Annotated in this window: 18 protein-coding genes; 3 read left to right on the top strand and 15 right to left on the bottom strand. The window is 71.9% G+C overall.

What is annotated here, in order from left to right; genetic code table 11:
- The 7 genes from ABZO31_RS08780 to ABZO31_RS08750 all read right to left on the bottom strand — a co-directional run bounded on the left by ABZO31_RS08780 (nt 1) and on the right by ABZO31_RS08750 (nt 6908).
- Entirely contained in the window at nt 1–519 is a 519-nt protein-coding gene (locus ABZO31_RS08780) for a winged helix-turn-helix domain-containing protein (RefSeq protein ID WP_406860542.1), read from the bottom strand.
- 296 nt (nt 520–815) lie between these two features.
- Nucleotides 816–1727 carry a DUF6891 domain-containing protein gene (locus ABZO31_RS08775; RefSeq protein ID WP_406860541.1) on the bottom strand — a complete coding sequence of 304 codons (912 nt, stop codon included), beginning with the start codon at nt 1725–1727 and terminating at the stop codon, nt 816–818.
- A 117-nt stretch (nt 1728–1844) separates the two neighbouring features.
- Nucleotides 1845–2876: a glutamine synthetase gene (glnII, locus tag ABZO31_RS08770; RefSeq protein ID WP_393649487.1), complete on the bottom strand. Its 1032-nt coding sequence runs from the start codon at nt 2874–2876 to the stop codon at nt 1845–1847.
- A gap of 126 nt (nt 2877–3002) precedes the next feature.
- Nucleotides 3003–4196: an ARPP-2 domain-containing protein gene (locus tag ABZO31_RS08765; protein ID WP_406860540.1), complete on the bottom strand. Its 1194-nt coding sequence runs from the start codon at nt 4194–4196 to the stop codon at nt 3003–3005.
- The gene (locus tag ABZO31_RS08760; RefSeq protein ID WP_406860539.1) at nt 4193–5599 is read right to left on the bottom strand and encodes a hypothetical protein; all 1407 of its coding nucleotides are present in this window, start codon (nt 5597–5599) and stop codon (nt 4193–4195) included. The genes ABZO31_RS08765 and ABZO31_RS08760 overlap by 4 nt, the downstream gene beginning before the upstream one ends.
- A gap of 211 nt (nt 5600–5810) precedes the next feature.
- Nucleotides 5811–6452, bottom strand: coding sequence for a hypothetical protein (locus ABZO31_RS08755; protein WP_406860538.1), 642 nt, complete (start codon nt 6450–6452; stop codon nt 5811–5813).
- A gap of 96 nt (nt 6453–6548) precedes the next feature.
- The gene (locus ABZO31_RS08750; protein ID WP_406860537.1) at nt 6549–6908 is read right to left on the bottom strand and encodes an arsenate reductase family protein; all 360 of its coding nucleotides are present in this window, start codon (nt 6906–6908) and stop codon (nt 6549–6551) included.
- A 147-nt stretch (nt 6909–7055) separates the two neighbouring features.
- Between ABZO31_RS08750 and ABZO31_RS08745 the strand changes: the two genes are divergently transcribed.
- Nucleotides 7056–7325 carry a hypothetical protein gene (locus tag ABZO31_RS08745; protein ID WP_406860536.1) on the top strand — a complete coding sequence of 90 codons (270 nt, stop codon included), beginning with the start codon at nt 7056–7058 and terminating at the stop codon, nt 7323–7325.
- A 60-nt stretch (nt 7326–7385) separates the two neighbouring features.
- Here ABZO31_RS08745 and ABZO31_RS08740 read toward each other — a convergent pair whose 3' ends face one another.
- The 4 genes from ABZO31_RS08740 to glnA form a co-directional block, all read right to left on the bottom strand.
- Complete coding sequence (locus ABZO31_RS08740) at nt 7386–8582, bottom strand: cytochrome P450 (protein ID WP_406860535.1); 1197 nt, start codon at nt 8580–8582, stop codon at nt 7386–7388.
- Nucleotides 8579–9301 (bottom strand): tRNA-dependent cyclodipeptide synthase, encoded by a 723-nt coding sequence (locus ABZO31_RS08735; protein ID WP_406860534.1) that lies wholly within the window; start codon nt 9299–9301, stop codon nt 8579–8581. Before ABZO31_RS08735 ends, ABZO31_RS08740 begins: the two co-directional genes overlap by 4 nt.
- A gap of 149 nt (nt 9302–9450) precedes the next feature.
- A complete protein-coding gene (locus ABZO31_RS08730) occupies nt 9451–12186 on the bottom strand; it encodes a SpoIIE family protein phosphatase (protein WP_406860533.1) in 2736 nt (911 codons plus the stop codon).
- A 147-nt stretch (nt 12187–12333) separates the two neighbouring features.
- Nucleotides 12334–13758, bottom strand: a complete 1425-nt coding sequence (glnA, locus tag ABZO31_RS08725) for a type I glutamate--ammonia ligase (RefSeq protein ID WP_406860532.1) — start codon at nt 13756–13758, stop codon at nt 12334–12336.
- Between the two features lie 220 nt (nt 13759–13978).
- Here glnA and ABZO31_RS08720 point away from each other — a divergent pair, with 220 nt between their 5' ends.
- Nucleotides 13979–14446, top strand: coding sequence for an RDD family protein (locus ABZO31_RS08720; RefSeq protein WP_406860531.1), 468 nt, complete (start codon nt 13979–13981; stop codon nt 14444–14446).
- Between the two features lie 88 nt (nt 14447–14534).
- Here ABZO31_RS08720 and ABZO31_RS08715 read toward each other — a convergent pair whose 3' ends face one another.
- The 4 genes from ABZO31_RS08715 to lipB all read right to left on the bottom strand — a co-directional run bounded on the left by ABZO31_RS08715 (nt 14535) and on the right by lipB (nt 17610).
- Complete coding sequence (locus ABZO31_RS08715) at nt 14535–15245, bottom strand: DUF4191 domain-containing protein (RefSeq protein ID WP_406860530.1); 711 nt, start codon at nt 15243–15245, stop codon at nt 14535–14537.
- A 10-nt stretch (nt 15246–15255) separates the two neighbouring features.
- Complete coding sequence (locus ABZO31_RS08710; protein ID WP_406860529.1) at nt 15256–15468, bottom strand: hypothetical protein; 213 nt, start codon at nt 15466–15468, stop codon at nt 15256–15258.
- Nucleotides 15469–15713: 245 nt separating this feature from the next.
- Nucleotides 15714–16679, bottom strand: a complete 966-nt coding sequence (gene lipA / locus ABZO31_RS08705; RefSeq protein ID WP_406860528.1) for a lipoyl synthase — start codon at nt 16677–16679, stop codon at nt 15714–15716.
- Nucleotides 16680–16806: 127 nt separating this feature from the next.
- Nucleotides 16807–17610 (bottom strand): lipoyl(octanoyl) transferase LipB, encoded by an 804-nt coding sequence (gene lipB, locus ABZO31_RS08700; RefSeq protein WP_406860527.1) that lies wholly within the window; start codon nt 17608–17610, stop codon nt 16807–16809.
- A 309-nt stretch (nt 17611–17919) separates the two neighbouring features.
- Between lipB and ABZO31_RS08695 the strand changes: the two genes are divergently transcribed.
- Complete coding sequence (locus tag ABZO31_RS08695) at nt 17920–19386, top strand: regulator (RefSeq protein WP_406860526.1); 1467 nt, start codon at nt 17920–17922, stop codon at nt 19384–19386.
- Nucleotides 19387–19407 lie beyond the last annotated feature (21 nt).

Here is a 19407-nt window from a genome sequence, read left to right as displayed (position 1 = left end):
TCAGGGGATGTACTTGTAGCCGACCCGCCGCACGGTCTGGATCGTGCGGCGGTGTTCGCCCAGCTTGCGGCGGAGCCGGGCCACATGGACGTCCACGGTCCGGCCGTCGCCGACATGGCCGTAGCCCCAGACCGTCGTGACCAGATGGTCGCGGGTGTGCACCCGGTGCGGGTGCGTCACCAGATGGGCCAGGAGCTCGAACTCCAGGTACGTCAGATCGAGGACCCTGCCGTCGACGCGGGCCAGCCGCTCGGAGGTGTCGACGGTCACCGGGCCGGCCGGCTCCGCGGCGGGCGATGCGGGCGGCCGCTGTCCGTCGGCCGGTACGAGCACCAGATAGCCGACCATCGGCGGCCGGCCGGGCAGCGTGGGCAGGGACTGCGGCGGCGCGGGCAGGAGCGTCGCTCCGGGCGGCAGGTACTCGGCGACCTGGGCGAGACCGTCGACCTCGTCGGGGGCGACGGCACGGAGACGGGGACGGGTGGGGGCGGTGAAGGGGGCAGCCTGGGTGTGGGCCATGAGAAGTCAGCTCTTTCGCGCGAGTCACGGACGGACGGTGGTCGTCGTACGTCATGCGTCCTGCGCGTCGGCCGAAGGCCCGGGGGACCGGACACGGATCCGGTCGGGGCTTTAGAGGGCCGACGCGTTCCTCACGCGCCGACAGCACCGGTCGAAGTCGTGGTGCTGCCGGGAAGGCCAGAACGGCTCGAGGTCGAAGCGCCTCGAAGCGGTGTCGTTCTGGATGCGGGCCATATCCCTATTAAACCAGGAGGGAATCGTTCCGCGCAGCCCCCTTCCACCCACCGGACGCCTCGTCAGCCCGTCAGCCGCTTGCGCCAGTCGAGCCCGGTGACCTGGATCGACGACTCCGGGGAGCCGTCCCACTCCACCGTCAGGCCCTGCCCGCGCAGCGCCTCGGCCACCTCCCGGCCCACCTCCGCGGACGACTCCGCGGTGCCGTCGAAGCCGCCGTACAGCAGGAACAGCGGGCCGCCGTTCGCCACGCCCTCGGTGCACTGGGCGTGGAAGTAGACGAAGCCGCGGGCGTCGTCGTCGCCCTCGCCGCCGATCTCCGCCGTCCCGCAGTTCCGGCAGCAGGTGAAGTTCTCCCGGGCGGTGATCCCCGCGCCGTCCAGCGCCCGGAAGGCGGCCGTGATCCGCTCCGGATACGTGACGCCCACCCAGTCCGCCGACTCCGCCACCCGCTCCAGCCACAGCCGGTCCACCAGCGCCGCCGCCTGTGCCCGGCTCACCGGCCGGACCTCGCCGTCGACCAGGTACTCCTCCGCCGTCTCGGTCAGCCACTCCCGGTCGTCGTACCCGCAGCGGAGCAGCTCCCGGACCCGCTCCTCCACCACGTCCCCCACCTCGGCGTCCAGCTCCTCCACCGGATCCGGCAGCGGCAGGTCCGCCGGCTGCCAGCCGAGCCCGCGGTCCCAGGCGACCTCGCGGCGCGCCCAACGGGCCATCACCGCGGCCACCTTCCGCGCGTCGCCGCCCTCCGTCACGTAGTGCCGATCCGGCGCGCCCGCCCGGTGCTCCAGCTGGAAGCCGCCGCCGTCCTCGTGCCACACCTGGATGAACTCGTCCGGTATGTCCGGGATTCGCTGGACGACGAGGAAGCGGTCGCCGTCCGCACCGATCCGCAGCGCCAGATCGCGCAGTGTGTCCTCCGAGACCCGCACGTGCTTCTGCCGGTTCTCGGTCCTGACCGTGATGTCGAGCATGCCCTCACTGTGGCAGAGCGCACTGACAACGACTGTGGACGCGGTCACTGACAGCGGGCACGAGAACGCCCCCGTCGTTCCCGACGGGGGCGCTCAGGCAGGAAGCCGTGCTGCGGATCAGACCTGGCCGGCCTTCGCCAGGGCCTCGCAGCAGGTGTCCACCAGCAGGCGGGTCACCGTGTACGGGTCCACGTTCGCGTTCGGACGGCGGTCCTCGATGTAGCCCTTCTGGTCCTGCTCGACCTGCCACGGGATACGGACCGAGGCGCCGCGGTCGGAGACGCCGTAGGAGTACTTGTCCCACGGGGCGGTCTCGTGCAGACCGGTCAGGCGGTCGTCGATGCCGGCGCCGTAGTTCTTGACGTGGTCGAGCGGCTTCGAGCCCTCGCCCAGCGACTCGCAGGCGGTGATGATCGCGTCGTAGCCCTCGCGCATCGCCTTGGTGGAGAAGTTGGTGTGCGCGCCCGCGCCGTTCCAGTCGCCCTTGACCGGCTTCGGGTCCAGGGTCGCGGAGACGTTGAAGTCCTCGGCGGTGCGGTAGAGCAGCCAGCGGGCCACCCACATCTGGTCGGAGACCTCGAGCGGCGCCAGCGGGCCGACCTGGAACTCCCACTGACCCGGCATGACCTCGGCGTTGATGCCGGAGATGCCCAGGCCCGCCTTCAGGCAGTTCTCCAGGTGCGCCTCGACGACGTCACGGCCGAAGATCTCGTCCGCGCCGACGCCGCAGTAGTAGCCGCCCTGCGGGGCCGGGAAGCCGCCGACCGGGAAGCCGAGCGGGCGCTCGCCGTCGAAGAAGGTGTACTCCTGCTCGATGCCGAAGATCGGCTCCTGCGCGGCGTACTTCTCGTAGGTCTCCACGAGGGCGGCGCGGGTGTTGGAGGAGTGCGGGGTCATGTCCGTGTTCAGGACCTCGCACAGGACCAGGACGTCCTCGCCGCCGCGGATCGGGTCCGGGCAGACGAAGACCGGCTTGAGGACGCGGTCCGAGGCGTGACCTTCGGCCTGGTTCGTGCTGGATCCGTCGAAGCCCCAGATGGGAAGCTCGGCGAGGGTCGCGCCGCCGCTCGTCACTATCTTCGTCTTGGAGCGGAGCTTCGCGGTCGGCTCGGTGCCGTCGATCCAGATGTACTCAGCCTTGAAGGTCACGGGTCTCATCCTTTGGGCGTGCGGGTCTGCTGGCTGCGGCTCGCGGCGCTGCGAGAGACGCGGTATGCGCGCAGCTTGGCAACACGGGATTTCCCGTCGGTTGCCCGTTTGTGAACCCCGTGTTACTCAGCCTTCCTGTGACGCGCGCAACCTCCGTGCGACCTCGTGCGCGTTGATCAGCGATCCGAATCCCGCGCGGTGGATCCGCCGGACGAGCTCCTGGTACGAGGTCCCGAGGGCCTCCGCGGTCCGGCCGAGGTGCCAGTCGCAGTCCGCCAGCCGCTGCAGCAGATAGCCCCGCCGGATCTGGTTCTCGGACAGCCGGAAGGTCTTCAGGTACGCCGCGCGCCCCTTGTGGTCGCGGATCAGCTCGCCGATGTGCTGCTCCGCCCCGCCCCGCGCGAACGGCGGCACGAAACGCAGCAGCTCGAAGCCGTCCATCCGGTACACCCGCTCGAAGCGGTACGAGGTCTCCAGGAGGTCCCGCGCCATCAGCCCGTCGTGCGCCTCGGCCCACCCGCGTTCCTGGGCGACCGCCGCCGCCCGCAGATCGGCCAGGCTGCGCACACCGCCCGCCGCGTCCCGGATCCGGGCGGTGAACTCGGGCACGGGGGCGCCGTAGTACGCGTACTGGTGGACCAGCTCCCCGTACAGGTCCTCCACCAGGGTGGGGTGCAGGAGCCGGTAGTCGTCCGGGTGCGGGACGACGAAGGCGGCGGCCAGCGCGTCCGCGACGTACAGCAGCAGTCCGCACTGCCCCGGATGGATCTCGAACACCCGCAGCGCCTCGCCCAGCCCCGGCACCGACCAGCCCGCGTACGCGGCCTCCGCGCGCGGCGACAGGCCCTCGCGCACCGCCTGCCGCGACCACTCCTCCCACACCACCGACGGCCCGCCGAAGTGCAGCGCCAGATAGCCCTCCAGGGCCAGGTGCAGCGGCAGGAACCGCAGCCGGGACTCGGCCCGGCCGCCGCCCTTCCCCCGCTTGCGCTTCGCCAGCCGGTGGTGCACGCCGCGGACCACCGGGACGGTCTCGGGCTCGCCGCCGAGCCGGGTGCCGTACGCCGCCGACTCGCGCGCCGCGTCCCCGTCGCCGGCGTTGCCGGTCCAGTCCGCGACGAAGCCGTGCGGGATGTACGAGGTGTACGCCGTGCCGTCGCCGACGTCCACGACGTCCGCGAGGTGCGCCTGCCGCCCGTACACCTCGCGGTGCAGCCGCAGCCCGGACACCGGCTCCGCCCGCACCAGCGGGACCAGCCGGACCCCGCCCCACACCTGCGCGGGGCGCGTCTCCAGACCGGTCAGGTCGATCCGGGTCATGCGCCGGCCTCCTTCAGGAACAGCTCGACCCGGCGGTCCAGATGGGCCCGCAGCTCCGCGAGACCCGTCCGGCCCTCCGCGAACTGCGCGATCTCCACCAGCGCCGGCAGGTCCTCCGCGTCGCGCACCCCGGCCGTCGGCACGCTCGGCGCCAGCCGGCGCACGTCGAAGCCGCCCGCGTCGTATACGGGGTTCAGATGCACGGCGGCGGTGCGGCGCTCCGGGTCGAGCCGGCCGCGCCACACCCGCAGCACCTCGCCGGCGAGCCCCGGCGGGGCGTTGTCCCAGCCGTCCGAGACGATCACCAGCCGGTCCGGGGCCGGGCCGGGGGCCTCGAGGGCGTCCAGGATCCGCAGGCCCAGCGGGGTCGGCCCGTGCGGGCGGACCAGCAGCGGATCGGTGCCGCCCGACGTCCAGCGCACGGTGTACGACTCCGCCAGCGCCTCCAGCAGGTAGTGGCAGCCGAGCGCCACGGCGAGCGGGCGGCGGCGCTTCACGCCCGAACCGGACGACGAGTAGCTGTCGTCGAGGACCGCCGCGACCCGGCCCCAGGTCCCGGCCTGCGGCCCCGCCGCCCGCAGCGCGGCGGCGCGCAGGGCGCCGGTCAGCTCGGCGCGCCGGGCCGCACGCTCCTCGAAGGGGAGCGCGAGGACGTACAGCGCGAGCCGGGTCAGCGGCATCGTGGAAAGATCGGCGCGAGCCCGCGCGCCACGCTGGGTGCGCAGCCGCTCCAGGCGGGTCATCCGGGGCGCGATCCGCTCCAGGAACACCGCGCGCGGTACGCCGTGCTTGGCGGCGAAGCCCTCCGCGACGGTGAACGGCAGCTCGTACACCGCCCGCTGGTCGTGGTGGGCGCGGCGGTACGCGTCGAGCAGCGGGTGGTCGTAGCGGGCCCGGCGGCGCGGCGCGAACAGGAAGTCGCCGGTCTCGGGGCCGGGCGTCAGGTGCAGGTGCCGGACGGCGGTCTTCAGCCCGGTGCGGTACTTCACCGCGTCCAGGCCCAGGTCGGGCCGGGCGGCCAGCCAGTCGCGCATGATCGCGCGGGTGCGGCGGTTGTTGACCTTCGCGGTGCGCAGCGCGCCGAACAGCCGGTACACCCGCTGGGGCGGCAGCAGCGCGAGCCGGGCCGCGATCAGCCGGCCCTCGTCCGCGCCGCCCTCGTGCGGGGTGCGCAGCAGGTGCTCGGCGATCAGCGCCGCGTTGTGGTCGTTGATGTCGAGGGCGAGGCAGGAGGCGTACAGGGGACGGTAGTTGACCCGTACGTACTCGTGGAGGAAGGCGAGCGACAGCCGCTGCTCGGCGGCGGAGGAACGGAACTCGCGCTGGCCGGTGGCGGTGACGGCCGCGTTGACGAAGAGCAGCACGTCCTCGGCGGCGACGAGATCGGTGATCGTCTCCGACATGGTTCCCCCCGGAGTCGGATGTACGGAGGCCGGCCGGGGAATGGGGGCACGAACAGCGAAAACGTTGCTTCAAAGGCAGGTCCCGGAAGTCGCACCGGAGTCCCGCGGCCGGCGGGGCCAAGGTAACACCGGGGGAGGGACGGGCCGTACGGGATTTCGCCCTGGGACGGTGCCGTGCGCGCCGCGGCACCGTCGGGGTGGGGGACCCCGGTCAGCCCACGCGCTCGATGCGGGCCTTGCGGATCAGGAACTTGCCGGGCTCGCGGACCTGCTCGAAGGCCGCGTTGTTGAGCAGCACGCAGCTGCCGGACACGGAGGTGACCTCCACGGTCGTCGACTTGGTGTTGTCCAGGTTGGTGACCTTCAGCTTGGTGCCCAGCGGGAACTGGTTGCTGGACGCGGCGGGCGCCCCGGCCTCGCCGGACAGGGTGACGGTGGACCCCGCGCAGACGACGTCGCCGCCGGCGGCGGGGGGTTGGGCCTGGGCGGGCGGCTCGGCCTGGGCGGGCGGCTCCTCCGCCGGGGGCTGGGCGGCGGGCGGTTGCGCGGCCGGGGGCTGTGCGGCCGGGGGCTGGGCGCCCGTGACCTCGCAGCCCGAGGCCGCCTGCTTGCGCCGGATCTCGGCGATCACCGCCTCCCGGTTGACGATCCGGGCCTGGGACAGGGCGTCGGGGTTGGCCCGCTGGTCGGCGATGAACCTCTCGTTGTTGGCGAGCGCGCCGGCCAGTCCGTCGCAGGCGACCGACGCCTGGCTGGTCCCGGTCATCACCACCGCCGTCCCGCCGACCAGCGCGGCCGCACCGGCCAGCAGCGCGACCTTCTTCTTCCGGCTGAGCGTCCTCTTGCGTGACACGTCGGGCTCCTCTCGGTTCCGTGTGCCGTTACGTACGAGTAGCCCACCGCTTCTGCTCAACCGGAGCCGCAGTCACTTCCGTTGCCCGTCGCCGGCCTAGCGTCCCAGCGCGTCCCGGACCGCCTCCTCCGACCGCGCCACCACGGCCGTGCCGTCGTCCGCGGTGATGATGGGGCGCTGGATCAGCTTCGGGTGTGCCGACAGCGCCGCGATCCAGCGGTCGCGGTCCGCCGCGTCCCGGCCCCACTCCTTCAGCCCGAGCTCCTTGGCGTCGGCCTCCTGGGTGCGGGTGATGTCCCAGGGCTCCAGGCCGAGCCGGTCGAGGACCGCCCGGATCTCGTCCTCCGTCGGCACCTCCTCCAGGTAGCGGCGCACGGTGTACTCGGCGCCCTCCGCGTCCAGCAGACTGATCGCGCTGCGGCACTTCGAACAGGCGGGATTGATCCAGATCTCCATGCCCGCAACGGTACCCCCGGCGCCCCCTCGAATGCGCCCTCAAAGCCCGTCTGGCCAGGGACGATTGTCAGTGGGGGGCACTAAAATGGAGGCATAAGCGAGGGTCCCGGGGAGGGCCCCCGCCCCCCTGCGCCAGGAGGTCGCCGCATGGCTGTCGCCACCCGTACGACGCTGCCCCTCGAAGCCTGGAAGCCCCTCACGAAGAAGCCGCTCCCGGCGGGTCTGCCCCGCGAGTGGTACATCACCCACAACCGCCGCCTCAAGGCCATGCGCCTCACGATCGCGCTGATGGACTCGGGCGTCTACGCGCCCTCCCAGGCGGACGACGCCACGATACGCACCACCGCCGACCGCATCGGCATGCACGCCCCGTCCGGCATCACCTGCCGCATGGTCCGCACACTCCTGCGCCGCTGAGCGACGGGTGCGCTCCGTACCGGGCAGGCCCGGTACGGAGCGCACCCCGCGCCATCCCTGCTACCAGGCCACCGGCAGCCGTTCCGGCAGCCGCTTCATGAAGTTGGTGCGCCACACCAACTGCTCCACCGGCACCGCCAGCCGCAGCCCCGGCAGCCGTTCGAGGACGGTCTCCAGGGCGAGTTCCGCGTGCCGCTTGCCCAGCGCGGTCGCCGGGCAGTAGTGCCGGCCGCCGCCGAAGGACAGATGGTCCGCGGCGTTCTCCCGCTCCGGCCGGAACGCCAACGGGTCGGAGAAGTGCGCCGGATCGTGGTTCGCCGCCTCGACGAGGACGAGCACCAGCTCACCGGCCCGTACGTCGACCCCGCCCAGCGTCACGTCCTCCGTCGCCAGCCGCGGCAGCCCGTCGCCGATCGACAGGTTGACCCGCAGCAGCTCGTCCATCGCCCCCGCGACGCCACGCCCGCCGCCCCCGGCGGTCAGCGCCTCCCGCACGTCCTCCCGGGTCAGCACCGACACCAGCGCCATCGTCAGGAAGCCGGCGGTGGAGATCACCCCCGCGCCGAACAGCGTCACGCCGACCGTCGCCAGCATCTCGTCCGTCAGATGCGCGTAGTCCGGGTCGTCCCGCAGCGCCGCGAGCTCCGCCATCAGCCCGCCGGTCGCCGGATCGTCCAGCCGCTCGGTCATATAGGCGATGTCCCGGTCCCAGTGCAGCCCGGCCGCCTCGATCGCGCGCGGCGCGTTCATGAACGCCACGTCCAGGCTGCGCAGCAGCCGCGGCCCGTCCTCCTCCGGGATGCCGAGCATCCGGCAGTGCAGCCCCGACGAGTACGGATCGGCGAACCCGCTCCGCAGATCCCCGGGCGCTCCCTCGGCGACCAGCACGTCGAGCAGCTGCCCGGCCCGCTCCCGCAGCCACTCCTCCAGGCCGGGCGCCTTCGGGTTGATGGCCTTCATGACGGCCTTGCGCAGCCCGGCGCCGGTGATGTTGCCCATGTTGTTCACCACGTGCGGCGGGATCGTCAGCGCGTACTGGCGCGGCGCCCCCGGTGCCGAGGTGTCCTTCAGGCTGAACCGCGGGTCCTCGAGGACCCGCCGGCACAGCTCGTACGACGAGACCAGCCAGGCCTCCGCCCCCGCGATCGTCCGCACCTTCCGCACCGGCTCGGCGCGCAGCGCGTCGAGCTCGGCGGGCAGCCGGGTCCCGTTCCAGTCGAAGGGGAACGCGGGCAGGGTCTCGACAGCGACGCTCATCGCGCGTCTCCTTCGTTCGTACCGACGGGCGTGAGAATGCCGTGCCCCTGGTTGCGCGAGGCCCGCAGGCCCGCCCCCCGGCCGTAGAGCAGATCGGCCAACGGCAGCGCCTGGTGATAGCAGTTGAGCGAGGACGGCACCCCGAGGATCGCGGGGGTGTCCAGGAACAGCGGCACCTCGGCGCAGATGTACGCCCGGCACACCTCCCGCTGCCGCTCGTCGGTCTCCTGCCCCGGCGCCAGCTTCCCGGCCAGGAAGATCCCGGTCAGCGCGTCGCAGGTCTCCCGCACCACGGGATCGGCGTCGACCGCCGCCAGAACCTCCCGGTGCAGCTCCCGGTACGCCGGGACGTCGCCGAACTCCGACATCCCCCGCGCCCGGACCCGTACCCCCGTCGGATCGGCCTCCTCGGCGGCCGCCGAGACCTTCGCCCGTACCCCCCGCAGATTCTTGACGGCCTTCCGCCGTGCCTCGTCGGCCCCGTACCCCAACGCCTCGTACATGTCCGCGACATGCAGATCGGTGTAGACGAGATCGACCTGATCGAAGTGATCCAACCCCCAGCGCGTCAGCTCGCGCAGTCGCTGGGCCGTGAAATAGCTGTTCCCCGGTGAGACGCCTATGACCACGTGTGCGCCTTCGTCGGCGATGACACGGCAGTGGTCGGTGTAAGGCTGGAGTCTGAGCGTCTCGGCAGGGGCGAAAGCCGCCTGAGTCACGTGCGAATCTTCCCCATCGCGCCACTAGTCCCAGCGGAGCCCAGTGCTCCGGGTGTGGCGGCAGCGACGACGTCACGCTATCGATCAGTTGCAGAGCGTGAAACGCCTACTCGTAGGTACGTCCGAAAGTTTTCCGTCTGTTCCTCAGATCATGGCCGGAAAGCATCGGATGTCCCGTCATGCAGCGGCTGTTCGCTCCAGATGACCTTGCCGCGCGTCGTGTAGCGCGTGCCCCACCGCTGTGCGCACTGTGCGACCAGGAACAGCCCCCGCCCGCCCTCGTCGGTGGTCTCGGCCCGGCGCAGGCGCGGGGAGGTGTTGGAGCCGTCGAACACCTCGCAGGTCAGGACGCGGTCGCACAACAGCCGCACCCGCACCGGCGGCGCCCCGTATCGGATGGCGTTGGTGACCAGCTCACTGAGGATCAGCTCCGTCGTGAACCCGATCTCCTCCAGGCCCCACTCCCGCAACCGGGCCCCGGCCTCGCCCCGTACCGGAGCGACCGCCGAGGGATCGGAGGACACCTCCCACTCCGCCACCTTCGAGGGAGACAGCAGCCGGGTCCGCGCCACCAGCAGGGCGACATCGTCGGACGGGTGCGCGGGCTGCGTCACCTCGATCACCGCCTGGCAGATCTCGTCCGGAGTGCGTTCCGCCGCCGCCCGCAGCGCCTCGCTCAGCAGGGCCAGGCCGGTGCCGACGTCCTTGTCCCGGTTCTCCACCAGCCCGTCGGTGAACAGCACCAGCCGGGAGCCCTCGGGCAGGCTCAGCCGGGCGGTCTCGAAGGGATGGCCGCCCACGCCGAGCGGCGGCGAGGCCGGCACCTCCGGGTACGCGATCGTCCCGTCCGGGTAGAGCACCGCCGGCCCCGGGTGTCCGGCCCGGGCCATCGTGCACAGTCCCGTCACGGAGTCGTAGACCGCGTACAGACAACTCGCCCCCGTGACGCCCTCGCCCTCCTCGCCCTCCTCGCCCTCCGGGCCCGCGCCGGCGCTTTCGCTCTCCTCGCTGTCGATGCGGGTGACCAGGTCGTCCAGGTGCGCCAGCAGCTCGTCGGGCGGCAGGTCCAGGGCGGAGAAGTTGTGCACGGCAGTGCGCAGCCGGCCCATCGTCGCCGCCGCGTGCAGGCCGTGACCGACCACGTCGCCGACCACCAGTGCCACCCGGGCGCCGGGCAGGGGGATGACGTCGAACCAGTCGCCGCCCACGCCGGCCTCCGCCGGGAGATACCGCCAGGCGACCTCCAGGGCATCCAGCTCCGGCAGCCCGCGGGGCAGCAGGCTGCGCTGCAGCGTCACCGCCGTCGCATGTTCCCGGGTGAAGCGGCGGGCGTTCTCGACGGCCAGCGCCGCCCGTGCCGCCAGTTCCTCCGCGAAGAACAGATCCTCCTCCTCGAACGCCGGCGAGTCCCCTCCCCGGAAGAGACTGACCATCCCCAGCAGCACGCCCCGCGCCTGCAACGGCACCGTCACCAGCGAGTGCACCCCGTGGCCGAGGACTTCCCGGGTCCGCTCCGGGTCCTGCTCCTGCCACTCCCGCGCCCGCCGCAGATCGCCCGCCAGGACCGCCCGGCCTTGCGTCAGCGCCCGCATCTGCGGAGTCGCGGGCAGAAAGGTGACCGGTTCCCCGACCGGGTACAGCGGTAGATCCTCCGGCATCCCGCTGACGGCCGTACGGCGCATCCGCCGCCCCGTCTCCCGCGCCGGCTCCTGACCCCGCACCACCACGTCCAGCAGATCCACGACGGCGATGTCGGCGAAGCGCGGCACGGCCACCTCCGCCAGCTCCTCCGCCGTCCGCACCACATCCAGCGTCGTTCCGACCCGCAGCCCCGCGTCGTACAGCAGCTTCAGCCGTTCCCTGGCCACTTCGGCCCGGCCGGTGACCGCCGCCAGCTCCGTGGTGTCCCGCAGGGTCACCACCCAGCCGGGCTGACCCCCGTACGGAGCGGTGGGCCGGGTGTTCACCGCCAGCAGCCGGTCTCCGGCCAGATGCACCGTGTCGGTGACCGGTTCGGCCGAGGTCAGCAGCCGCGCGGTCTCGCCGTCGAGACCCAGCTCCTCCACCTGGCGCTGCTCCGCGTCCGGCGGCAGGTCGAGGAGCCGCTGCGCCTCGTCGTTGGCCAGTACGATCCGTCCGTCGGCGCGGATGATCACCACGCCCTCCCGCACGGCGTGCAGCACGGCGTCGTGGTGCTCGTACATCCGGGTCATGTCGGCCGGGGCGAGGCCGTGCGTCTGCCTCCCCAGCCGCCTGGTCACCAGGACCGTCCCGGTCGTGGACAGCACGAGCGCCGCCATACCGGCGCCCAGGATGATCGGGAGTTGCTGCTCGACCTGGTCGCCGGCGTTCTCCACGGTGATCCCGGCGGACACCAGGCCGACCACTGCACCGCTCGCGTCCTTCACCGGGGCCACCGCCTGGACGGCCGCGCCCTCACCGCCCCCGGGCAGCGGCGGCCCGCCGGCCCGCTCGACGATGGTCCGCCCTTCCAGCGCGGGGGCGATGGTCCCGACGAACTTCTCCCCGATGAAGCGGGGATCGGGGTACGTGTAGCGGGTTCCCTCCCGGTCCATGACGACGATGAAGTCCACGCCCGACTGCTTCCGGGCCGCTTCGGCGCGCGGCTGCAGGATTGCCGTGGGGTCGTCGCCCTTCAGGGCCAGGGCTGTGCCGGGGGCGTTCGCGAACGTCTCGGCCGCCGTCACCGATCGGCGTTCCGCCTCCTGCGTGCCTTCGCGAGCCGCCTGGACCGCCAGCGCCACCACCCCGGCCGCGACCAGCAGCACCACGATCACGATCTGCAGCGCGAACACCTGCCCGGCCGCGGTGCGGACGTTCAGCACGACGCGCAGGGCGCGACCGAGTCCGGAAAGTCCCTTCATGTGCCCGTTCTAGCACTACCTCCCGCTTCTCCGGCGCTGCGGCCTAAGGGGCGGCGCAAAAGCAGGACCCGCGAAAGCCGCTCAGCGGCTCTCGCGGGTCCTCGCCCGTCTCCGGGGTTCCCCGCAGGGTCACCCCGGACATGATCTTTAGAGGTCGAAGTACAGCTCGAACTCGTGCGGGTGCGGGCGGAGCTGGATCGGGGCGATCTCGTTGGTGCGCTTGTAGTCGATCCAGGTCTCGATCAGGTCGGACGTGAAGACGCCGCCGGCCTGCAGGTACTCGTTGTCGTCCTCCAGGGCGCGCAGGACGGCCTCGAGGTTGGTCGGGACCTGGGCGACGCCCGCGTGCTCCTCGGGGGCCAGCTCGTAGAGGTCCTTGTCGATCGGCTCGGCCGGCTCGATCTTGTTCTTGACGCCGTCGAGGCCCGCGAGCAGCAGCGCCGAGAAGGCGAGGTACGGGTTCGACGACGGGTCCGGGGCGCGGAACTCGACGCGCTTGGCCTTCGCGTTGGAGCCCGTGATCGGGATGCGCATGGCCGCGGAGCGGTTGCGCTGCGAGTAGACCAGGTTGACCGGGGCCTCGAAGCCGGGCACCAGGCGGTGGTAGGAGTTCACCGTCGGGTTGGTGAAGGCCAGCAGCGACGGGGCGTGCTTCAGGATGCCGCCGATGTAGTAGCGGGCGGTGTCCGAGAGGCCCGCGTAGCCGGTCTCGTCGTAGAAGAGCGGCTCGCCGCCCGCCCACAGCGACTGGTGGACGTGCATGCCCGAGCCGTTGTCGCCGAAGATCGGCTTCGGCATGAAGGTCGCGGTCTTGCCGTTGCGCCAGGCGACGTTCTTCACGATGTACTTGAAGAGCATCAGGTCGTCGGCCGCGGCGAGCAGCGTGTTGAACTTGTAGTTGATCTCGGCCTGGCCGGCGGTGCCGACCTCGTGGTGCTGGCGCTCGACCTGGAGGCCGACGTTCTCCAGCTCCAGGGAGATCTCCGCGCGCAGGTCGGCGAAGTGGTCGACCGGCGGGGCCGGGAAGTAGCCGCCCTTGTAGCGGACCTTGTAGCCCCGGTTGTCCTCCTCCTTGCCGGTGTTCCAGGCGCCGGCCTCGGAGTCGATGTGGTAGAAGCCCTGGTTCGCCGAGGTCTCGAAGCGGACCGAGTCGAAGACGTAGAACTCCGCCTCCGGGCCGAAGAACGCGGTGTCCGCGATGCCGGTGGACGCGAGGTAGGCCTCGGCCTTCTTGGCGATGTTGCGCGGGTCGCGGCTGTACTGCTCGCCCGTGATCGGGTCGTGGATGAAGAAGTTGATGTTCAGCGTCTTGTCGCGGCGGAACGGGTCCAGGCGGGCCGTCGACAGGTCGGCGCGCAGGGCCATGTCCGACTCGTGGATCGCCTGGAAGCCGCGGATCGACGAACCGTCGAACGCCAGCTCCTCGGACGGGTCGAACGCCGTCGCCGGGATCGTGAAGTGCTGCATCACGCCCGGGAGGTCGCAGAAGCGGACGTCGACCATCTTGACGTCGTTGTCCTTGATGAACTTCTGGACTTCGTCGGCGTTCTGGAACCCGTGCTTCTCGGACATCCAACTCCTCCTACTCCCGGCCCGGGGAGGGGCGGGGTTGCAGCTCGGTCGTGGGGCCAGTGCGGTGGCACACGCTGGACACGACCATAGGCAGGCGGCATTTCTCAAGCATGACCCATTTGTTTCGCCCAAGTTAACCGGACCGGGGGCGGCCGCGCCCGGCGAGCACGGTCGGCACCCGGGCGGAAGTGATCGAAAACGGGCGCAGTACCGTGGTCGGGTGGACAACAGGCAAGCACTCGGATCATGGCTCTCCGGCCCGCGCGCGGCGGCCGAGGCAGCAGGCGTCGACTTCGGTTACCGGGGCGAGCAGCTCGGCCTGCCGGAGGAGGGGCCCGGCTCCATCGCCCGTCCCGGGCGCCGCATCGGCGCACTCGCCGTCGACTGGGGGCTGTGCCTCTTGATCGCATACGGCCTGGTCGCGGACAGTTATAACGAGGCGGCCCAGATCTGGGCCCCGGTCATCCTCTTCGGGCTGATCGTCCTCACGGTCGGCACGCTGGGCTTCACCCCCGGCAAGCGTCTCTTCGGCCTGCGGGTGATCGCCCTCGACACCGGACGCGCCAACCCGCTGCGCGCGCTGCTGCGCACGGTCCTGCTGTTCCTCGCGGCCCCGGCGCTGATCTGGGACCGCGACGGCCGGGGGCTGCACGACCGGCTGGCCCGCACGGTCGAGGTCCGCATCTGACGCTCCACCCCGTACGCCCCCCCGTACGCACGAGAAGGGCGCCCCGGCCATCCGGCCCGGGGCGCCCTTCTCCGTCGTACGGTGCGCGTCAGCGCATCTTGCCGCCGCCGCGCGGCATCTTCATGCCCTTGGGCATCGGGCCCTTGGGCAGCGGCATGTTGCTCATCAGGTCGCCCATCGCCCGCAGCCGGTCGTTGGCCGCGGTGACCTGGGGGCCGGTGAGCACCCGCGGGTACTTGAGCATGGTGGTGCGCAGCTTGCCCAGCGGGATCTGGCCCTCGTCGTTGCCGACGATGATGTCGCGGACGGGGACGTCCACGAGCACCCGGGCCATCTTCTTCTTCTCGGCCGCGAGCAGCGGCTTCACCCGGTTCGGGTTGCCCTCCGCGACCAGCACGATGCCCGCGCGGCCGACCGCGCGGTGCACGACGTCCTGGCTGCGGTTCATCGCGACCGCCGGGGTGGTGGTCCACTGCCGGCCGATGTTCTGCAGCACCGCGGCCGCCGCGCCCGGCTGGCCCTCCATCTGCCCGAAGGCCGCCTTCTCGGCACGCCGGCCGAAGACGATCGCCATCGCCAGCAGCGCCAGGATGAAGCCCAGGATCCCGAGATAGACCGGATGCCCGATCGCGAAGCCGATCCCGAGGAGGACACCGAGAACGACGATGCCCACACCCGCGACGACGAGACCGACCTTGGGATCGGCCTTCCTGGTCATCTTGTACGTCAGAACGATCTGCTTGAGTCGCCCGGGGTTCTCAGCGGCACCAGCGGTGTTCGTGTTTGCCTTCCTCGCCATGTCCTGAAGTTTACGTGGCGCTGGAAGCGCGACCCGCCACCGCCTCCATCACGTGCTGGGCCTCGACCCGGTCCTTGGCCCTGCGGCGGTCCTCCAGGACGGAGGTCCAGGCGTTCCGGCGGGCGGTGCGCTGGCCGCCGCGGAGCAGTACGGCCTCCACGGCGCGCAGGGCGTCGGTCAGGGACGGGAACGCTGTGGCACGGACATGTGTCGCGGCCTGCATGACGGGGTCCTCCCTCAAGAGCGGCTGAGGTGGGGGGCGGCGGTGACGGCGGTGAGTGATGCCAGGCTCACAGATTGGTGTTACCAGCGTGTGAGCCGATGGTCAAACACTGGTGAAACGTTGATGCCGCCGTCCGTACCAGCCCGCGGAACGCGGACGCGGCCCGCACCCCGCTCCGACCTGCGGAGGGTGTACGGGCCGCGTCGCCACAGTCATTACCCGTCAGTAACAGCTTGTGAGTGGATTCACACGACCTCGGGGAGGACCGTCGCCCCACGGCGCTCCATGGCCTGCTGGTACAGCCGGCCGGCGCGGTAGGAGCTGCGGACCAGCGGGCCCGACATGACGCCGGAGAAGCCGATCTCGTCGGCCTCGTCCTTCAGCTCCACGAACTCCTGCGGCTTCACCCAGCGCTCCACGGGGTGGTGCCGGACGGACGGACGCAGGTACTGCGTGATGGTGATCAGCTCGCAGCCGGCGTCGTGCAGCTGGCGCAGCGCCTCGCTGATCTCCTCGCGGGTCTCGCCCATGCCGAGGATCAGGTTCGATTTCGTGACCAGACCGTAGTCACGGGCCTTGGTGATGACCTCCAGCGAACGCTCGTACCGGAAGCCGGGGCGGATCCGCTTGAAGATCCGCGGCACGGTCTCGACGTTGTGCGCGAAGACCTCGGGACGGGAGGCGAAGACCTCGTCCAGGAGCTCCGGCACCGCGTTGAAGTCGGGGGCCAGCAGCTCGACCTTGGTCCGGCCGGCCGCGCGCTCCGCGGTCTGCTGGTGGATCTGGCGGACGGTCTCCGCGTACAGCCAGGCGCCGCCGTCCTCCAGGTCGTCGCGGGCGACGCCGGTGATGGTGGCGTAGTTCAGGTCCATCGTGACGACGGACTCGCCGACGCGGCGGGGCTCGTCACGGTCCAGCGCCTCGGGCTTGCCGGTGTCGATCTGGCAGAAGTCACAGCGCCGGGTGCACTGGTCGCCGCCGATGAGGAAGGTGGCCTCGCGGTCCTCCCAGCATTCGAAGATGTTCGGACAGCCGGCTTCCTGGCAGACCGTGTGCAGGCCCTCGCTCTTCACGAGGTTCTGCATCTTGGTGTACTCGGGGCCCATTTTCGCCCGGGTCTTGATCCACTCGGGCTTGCGCTCGATGGGGGTCTGGCTGTTGCGGACCTCCAGGCGCAGCATCTTGCGTCCGTCGGGTGCGACTGCGGACACATCGGCTCCCTGTAGCTTCGATTCTTCGGTGCACTTAACAGTACGCCCGTTATTTCGTATGTCTTGCTTCGTGTGCCTACCTGTGGCCAACCTGTGGCCAAGGCCCGGCATTCCTCGGGCCGGGAACTCAGGCCGAGGCGGGTTCGGGTTCGATCTCGCGCGGCTTGAGGTCCGCGTTCTCCAGCACGTCCCGCAGGTGCCTCTCCAGCACCGGCAGCACCTCGTCGATCGTGATGTCACGGCCGAGCTCGTTCGCCAGCGAGGCCACTCCGGCGTCCCGGATGCCGCACGGGATGATCCGGTCGAACCAGGTGTTGTCCGGGTTCACGTTCAGCGCGAAGCCGTGCATCGTGACGCCCTTGGCGACGCGGATGCCGATGGCCGCCAGCTTGCGGTCCTCGCGGCGCTGCCCGGCGTTGGAGGGGGCGTACTCCGGGCCGTTCATCCGCGGGTCGAACTCGTCGTCCGTCAGCCGCGGGTCGAAGTCCAGCGACAGCCCGCCGATCGACGGGCGCTGCTCGACCGGGTCGCCGAGGACCCAGACCCCGCTGCGGCCCTCGACCCGGCTCGTCTCCAGCCCGAAGTCGGCGGCCGTACGGATCAGCGCCTCCTCCAGGCGGCGGACGTGCGCGACCACGTCGACCGGGCGCGGCAGCTTCATGATCGGGTAGCCGACCAGCTGGCCCGGACCGTGCCAGGTGATCTTCCCGCCGCGGTCCACGTCCACGACCGGGGTGCCGTCCAGCGGGCGCTCGCTGTCCGCGGTGCGCCGCCCCGCCGTGTAGACGGGCGGGTGCTCCAGGAGCAGACAGGTGTCCGGGATCTCGTCGGCGAACCGGGCGGCGTGGACCCTGCGCTGCTCGTCCCACGCCGTCGTGTACTCGACGGCCTCCTCGCCGAAGCCCATCCGGACGAATCGCAGCTCACTCACGGCCAAGCCTCCTCATCGGGTGCCGGGGTCCCGGGGATCGGCCCGGGGCCGCGCGGCACCACGTGTCATACGCGCCCATGCCACTGTACGGCGGTCGCGCGCAACCCCGTCCGGCGGCCCGTGACCGCCCCCGCGGCCGCTCCTCCGGGCGACCCGCGTAAAGGCGGGTCGTAAATGCCCTCCGGGAATCCTCACACGATCGGATGAATGTGGGGCGAAGCTGGCGGCCCGGGCGGTACGGGCCGCTACATTCGCGCCGTTCCATGAGGGCTGCCACCCGCGCCCGGAAGGCAGGAGACCGCACAGCTGATGACGGAACGACCCCCGCAGCGCATCCCGAACCGCCAGCTCGCCGCCCTGATCGCCGAGGCGGGCTTCTCCAACGCGGGGCTGGCCAGAAGGGTCGACCAGCTCGGCCTGGAGCACGGCCTCGACCTGCGGTACGACAAGACCTCCGTGACGCGCTGGCTCCGCGGCCAGCAGCCGCGCGGCACCACGCCCGCGCTGATCGCCGAGGTCTTCACCCGGCGGCTCGGCCGCCGCCTCTCCGCGCAGGACCTCGGCCTCGACGCCTGCGCGCCGGTGTACGCCGGGCTCGAGTTCGCGGCCACCCCCGACGAGGCCGTCGACATCGTCAGCGGCCTGTGGCGCAAGGACTCCGGAAGTCACGCCGAACTCCGCAAGATCGCCTTCACCCCGGCCGGGCTCGTCGTGCCCAGCCGCGACTGGCTGATCGGCCGGGCCGACGAGCGGGTCGGCCGAGGCGAGCCCGTCCCCGTCCCCGTCCCGCAGCCCGGCCCCGCCGGCGTCCGCGTGCCGCCGCAGAGCCGGTCCTCGGTGCCCCGCCAGCGCGGCACCGACCGCGGCCCCGGCCAGCGGGTCTCCGCCGGCGACATCGCGGCGCTGCGGTCCGTCGGCGAGCTGTTCCGCACCCTCGACCACGCCTACGGCGGCGGCCACGCCCGCCAGGCCCTGGTCCGCTACCTGGAGCACGAGGCGGAGCCGATGCTGCGCGGCACCTACGGCGAGGCCGTCGGCCGCCGGCTGTTCGCGGCAGCCGCCGACCTGACCCGGCTGGCCGGCTGGACCTCGTACGACATCGCGGCGCACGGCCTCGCCCAGCGGTACTTCGTGCAGGCGCTGCGGCTCTCCCAGGCCGCCGGCGACCGCGGCTACGGCTCGTACGTGCTGATCACCATGAGCCGGCAGGCCGTCTACCTCGGCCACGGCCGCGAGGCCGTACAGCTCGCCCGCGTCGCCCAGCAGGGCGTCGGCAGCGCCGTGCCGCCCGTGGTCCAGGCGATGCTGCACGCGGTCGAGGCCCGCGGGCACGGCGTCCTCGGCGAGGTACGGGCCTGCAGTGCCGCCCTCGCCCGCGCCGAGCGGTCCCTGGAGACGGCCCGGCCCGGCGACGAGGTGCCCTACTGGGCGCGCTCCTTCGACGAGGCGCAGCTCGCCGACGAGTCCGGCCACTGCCACCGCGACCTGCAGCAGTACCGGGCCGCGGCTCAGCACGCCGAGCGCTCGCTGCAGCTGCGCGCCCCCGGGTACGCCCGCAGCCGGCTGTTCTGCCGCATCGTCCTCGCCTCCGCCCGGCTCGGCCTCGGCGAGCTCGACCAGGCGTGCGCGCTGGGCGCGGAGGCGGCTCAGCAGGCCGCCGAGATGCGCTCGGCGCGCGCCCTGGAGTACGTACGCGACTTCGAACGCCGCCTCGAGCCGTACCGTGACGCGGCCCCGGTACGGACGTACCGGGACCGTGTCGCAGCGCTCGGCTAGGGGGCCTGTCCGCCGGACAGG

This window comes from Streptomyces solicamelliae, assembly GCF_045348655.1.
Lineage (GTDB): Bacteria > Actinomycetota > Actinomycetes > Streptomycetales > Streptomycetaceae > Streptomyces > Streptomyces solicamelliae.
Note: the sequence above shows the minus strand (reverse complement) of the source record. Positions and strands in the feature narration are given on the sequence as shown.